At 67.5% G+C, this 4,453-nt stretch carries 4 protein-coding genes and 1 tRNA gene; 4 read left to right on the top strand and 1 reads right to left on the bottom strand.

Translation table 11 applies throughout. The features are described 5' to 3' along the window. Positions 1-1,810: glycerophosphoryl diester phosphodiesterase membrane domain-containing protein (locus Q0Z66_RS12070; RefSeq protein WP_298041490.1), on the top strand; the 1,810-nt coding region annotated here is incomplete at its 5' end. A 19-nt stretch (positions 1,811-1,829) separates the two neighbouring features. Here Q0Z66_RS12070 and thrC read toward each other — a convergent pair. After that, positions 1,830-3,254: a threonine synthase gene (thrC, locus tag Q0Z66_RS12065; RefSeq protein WP_298041492.1), complete on the bottom strand. Its 1,425-nt coding sequence runs from the start codon at positions 3,252-3,254 to the stop codon at positions 1,830-1,832. Between the two features lie 211 nt (positions 3,255-3,465). Between thrC and Q0Z66_RS12060 the strand changes: the two genes are divergently transcribed. From Q0Z66_RS12060 to Q0Z66_RS12050, 3 genes are all read left to right on the top strand, one after another. Then, on the top strand, positions 3,466-4,089 hold the full coding sequence (locus Q0Z66_RS12060; RefSeq protein WP_298041488.1) for a thioredoxin domain-containing protein: 624 nt from the start codon (positions 3,466-3,468) through the stop codon (positions 4,087-4,089). Between the two features lie 4 nt (positions 4,090-4,093). Then, on the top strand, positions 4,094-4,291 hold the full coding sequence (locus Q0Z66_RS12055; RefSeq protein ID WP_298041486.1) for a hypothetical protein: 198 nt from the start codon (positions 4,094-4,096) through the stop codon (positions 4,289-4,291). 84 nt (positions 4,292-4,375) lie between these two features. After that, positions 4,376-4,448: transfer RNA gene (locus Q0Z66_RS12050), tRNA-Arg, on the top strand. Positions 4,449-4,453 lie beyond the last annotated feature (5 nt).

Below are 4,453 nucleotides of genomic sequence, written 5' to 3'. Positions count from 1 at the left end.
GTCGGCCGAGCGCCCCGGCATCCGGATGCTCGTGGGCGAGATCGTCCGTACATTGCGGGTCGGCGGCTGGCGCCTCGCCGCGATCTACCTCGTCGGCCAGCTCATCACGGGTGCGATCGTCGCTCCCGTCGTGCACTGGCTGTTCGCCGAGTCCCTGCGGGCCGTGGGGCTGAGCGGGCTCGAGCTCTCCGGGATCCCTCGCCTGATCGACACCCCGTTGTCGGGGCTGCTGATCCTCGTGCTGGTTCTTCTGGGGTTCTTCGCGCTCTCATTGCAGTTCATCGTGATGGTGATCGCCGTCGACCAGGCGCGCCGGGGGGAACGGATCCTCAGCCGTGAGACCGGTCTCGAGGTGGCGCGCGTCGCACGCAAACTCGTGCGCCCGAGTTCTGTGTTGCTGCTTCCCTACCTCTTCGTGCTGCTCCCGCTGGGCGGCTTCGGGTTCCTCTCGGTGCTGTCTCAGACGATCACGGTGCCATCGTTCATCTCCGGGGAGCTGCTGAAGACGACTGCGGGCGCGATCGGGTACACGGCCTTCCTCCTCGTGATCCTCTGGCTCAACCTCATATTCGCCCTGACGGTGCCCCTGTTCGCGATGACCGAGGCGACCGCCGGCCAGGCGCAACGGCGTAGCCGGCGGCTGATGCGCGGCAATCGGTGGAGGCTCCTCATCGTGCTGCTGCTCGTGCTCATCGCCGGCGCCGTGGCGGGCCTGCTGCTCATCCTCCTGGTCCTCGGCCCGGTCATGCTCACCGACGCTTTCGTTCCCGCGGCCTCGGCCGGTGTGGCGGCGGTCATGCTGGCGATCGCGCAGGTCGGCGGCATGATCGTCGTCGGCATGGGCGGTGCGGCGATCGCGACGGTGGTCGTCGCCCTCACGCGGGCCGGCGAGCCGGACGCGGCGACCATCGGACCGGCGGCGATCGCGGATTCACCGCCGCGGAGGGCGCGCCGCCTCATCCCCGCGGTCGTCATGGCCGCACTGCTCGTGGTGCTCAGCTTCCTGAACCTGCCCGCCATGAGGGCTCTCGCCGAAACCCCCGGGACGCTGATCCTCGCCCACCGCGGACACACGGCGAATGCCGTCGAGAACACGCTGTCGTCGCTGCGCGCCGCGCGGGAGGCCGGGGCCGACTTCGTCGAGATGGACGTGATGGAGTCCTCCGACGGACGCTTCGTCGTCATGCACGATGCGAATCTCGCACGCCTCGCCGATCAGAACGTCGACGTCGCGGATCTCACCTTCGACGAGCTCACAGCGCTGAGCGTTCACGACAACGCCGGAAACAGCGACATGATCCCCTCGCTCGCCGAATACCTGACCGTTGCGAACGACATCGGACAGCCCCTCCTCATCGAGATCAAGCTTCACGGGAAGGAGCAGCCCGGCCTGGTCCCACGGCTCATCGCCGAGATCGAGGAGCTCGGGCTGCTCGAGGAGAACATCTACCATTCCCTCGATAGGGCGAGCATCGAGGAGCTCAAACGGCTGCGCCCGAACCTCGGCACCGGCCTGACCATGGCACTCGCCGGCGTGGAGGTGCCCGATACGATCGTCGATTTCGTCGTGATCGAAGAGTGGTCGCTGACGCCGACGATGATCGCATCGGCCCAGGACGCCGGCCTCGGAGTCATGGCGTGGACGGTCAACAACGAGCAGCGAGTCCGGGATCTCCTGCGCGACGACATCCACGGCATCATCACGGATCACGCCGATGCCGGGCTGCGCGCCCGCGAGAGCATGAGCGAGAAGAGCGGACTGGCAGACGTGCTGTGGGACGCGGTGTTCCGCTACGTCGTGATCTTCTGAATCACGGCATCCGTCCTGGTCAGGCCAGCGCGCGCTCGGAGATGTAGGCGCGCAGGGCGTGCTCGTCGTCATCCATATCGAGGACGCGCTGCGGAGCATCCAGCAGCGCCTGCGTCTCGGCATCCGGTACGACGGGGGATCCGAGCGCCTCCTCGATCAGCTCGGCGAACTTCGCCGGCTTCGCGGTCTCGAGAACGAGCATCGGGATGCCGTCGTCCAGGTGGGCGAGAGCGATGAGCGCGCCATCGGCGGTGTGCGGGTCGAGGACGACACCGTTGTGCTCGTGGAAGGAGCGGATGGTTGCGAGGCGGTCCTCGTGCGTGCTCGTGCCGCTGACGAGGCCGAATTCGCTCTCGAAGCGCTCGCGCTCGGCCGACAGGTCGATCTCGCCGGTCTCATCGAGTTCGCGCCAGGCGGCGGCGGTGCGCTCGGGATCGCGGCCCAGCAGATCGAAGACGAAGCGCTCGAGGTTCGAGGCGCGCGAGACATCCATCGACGGGCTCGACGTCGCGAGCGTGTTCTCGGCATCGCGCGGGCGGTAGCGGCCGGTGCGGAAGAACTCATCCAGAACGTTGTTCTCGTTCGAGGCGAGGACCAGCTTGTGGATCGGCACACCCATGGAGCGCGCGTAGTGGCCGGAGAGGATGTTGCCGAAGTTCCCCGAGGGCACGGCGAACGAGACGGCGAACGACGAGCGCTCGGCCTCAGCCGCAGCATCCGATGCGCGCAACCAGGCCCACACGTAGTAGACGATCTGCGCCGAGATCCGGCCGAAGTTGATGGAGTTGACGGCGCCCAGGCTGTGCGCACGCTTGAAGTCGATGTCGCTGGAGAGGTGCTTGACGAGGTTCTGGCAGTCGTCGAAGACGCCCGCGACGGCGATGTTGTGCACGTTCGCGTCCTGCAGGGAGTACATCTGCGCGCGCTGGAACGCACTCATGCGGCCCTGCGGGGAGAGCATGAAGACCGAGACGCGGTCGCGGCCGCGCAGCGCGTGCTCCGCTGCCGACCCGGTGTCGCCCGAGGTCGCGCCGAGCACGTTCAGCACCCGGCCGGTCTTCTCGAGCACATACTCGAGCGATTCGCCGAGGAACTGCATCGCCATGTCCTTGAAGGCCAGCGTCGGCCCCTCGGACAGGCCGACGAGCGTGAGGCTCTGACCGATCGGGGTGAGGGGCACGATCTCATCGGCCGCGAACTTGCCGCCGCCGTAGGCGCCGGCGGTGAGACCAGCGAGGTCTTCGCGCGGGATGTCGGTGGCGAAGAGACCGAGGATCTCGGTGGCCAGCTCGGGGTAGCTCAGGGGGCGCAGTCGCTCGAGGTCGTCACTGCTCAAACGTGGCAGTGTCTCGGGAACGGCGAGACCGCCGTTGGGTGCGAGCCCTTCGAGGAGGACATCGCTGAACTGTCCGAGTGCGCCACCGCGCGTGGAGATGTACTGCAAGTCGCGAACCTCGTTCATGCTGGGAATCGGTCGGTGAGACGCTTCCATCGTAGGGCGTGGCGCCGGGCCGCACGGCCCGTGTTGCAATTCGCGGACTTCTGCCCGAGCGTGCGGGGCGGCGAGTAGAGTCGTGTGCGACGATGCCGCCGGACGGGTGGCTCCACGACGCGAAGGACGGGTGCCTGTGGGCAGTGCGAAGAGTCGGACGAACATGTTCGCGGTCTGGGTATCGCTGGCGGTGGTCGCGGTCCTCGCCGCCGTCGCGGTGCTCGTCGTGACCATCAACAACCGTCCGGCGGCCGAGGCGGTCGTGCCCGAGAGCATCTCGATCGGCGAGGGCGCCGACACGGTCGATGTCTGGTTCGACTTCTACTGCCCGCACTGCCAGGTGTTCGAGGACCAATACGGACCCACGATCGAGGAGCTCATCGATTCGGGCGACATCACGCTGAACCTGCACCCGGTCGCGCTGTCGGGGTTGAACGCGGCATCCGGCACCCAGTTCTCCGAGCGCTCCGGCGGCGCCCTGCACTGCGTCGCCGAGGCGGCACCGGAGGCGACCCTCGACTTCTTCCAGCAGCTGTTCGCGCTGAATCCGAGCGGCGCCGGTCTCACCGACGGCGACCTCGCAGCCCTCGCGTCTCAGACCGGCGCAGACGCGGCATCCGATTGCATCGCCGACGGCATGTATCGTCCGTTCGTCATAGACCAGGCGGCCGAGCTGCCCACAGACCCCGCGACCGAGGGAGCAGGAACCCCCACGCTGCTCGTGAACGGTGAGTACATCGCGATCACGGGTTCGCCGCAGGCCGACATCCTCGAGCGGATCGGCTGAGCGCATGGATGCACTGCTGGCCGTTCTCGCCGGGAACGTCGTCCTGGTCGTCATCGGATACATCGTCGTGCGCTTCGCGATCGTCAGCGCGATGCGCCAGGCGCGTCACGAGGCCCGCGTCGAGCAGGAGCTTCCCGCTGCGGCGACCTGGCTGAACAAGGACGAGAAGGCACTGCTGGAGCGCACGAAACGCGACTCCTGAGTGGGACCGCGCCCACTGTGCGAAACGCGCGGTGGGCGGGTCGGATCGAGACACGCCCCGCCGAGTGATATCGTCATTCGGTACGCCTCCGTAGCTCAGTGGATAGAGCGCCGGTTTCCGGTACCGTAGGTCGCAGGTTCGACTCCTGTCGGGGGCACAACG

It is taken from the genome of uncultured Microbacterium sp., from assembly GCF_947632095.1.
Taxonomy (GTDB): Bacteria; Actinomycetota; Actinomycetes; order Actinomycetales; family Microbacteriaceae; genus Microbacterium.
The sequence above is the reverse complement of the archived record's forward strand: the minus strand, read 5'-3'. Positions and strand labels throughout refer to the sequence as shown.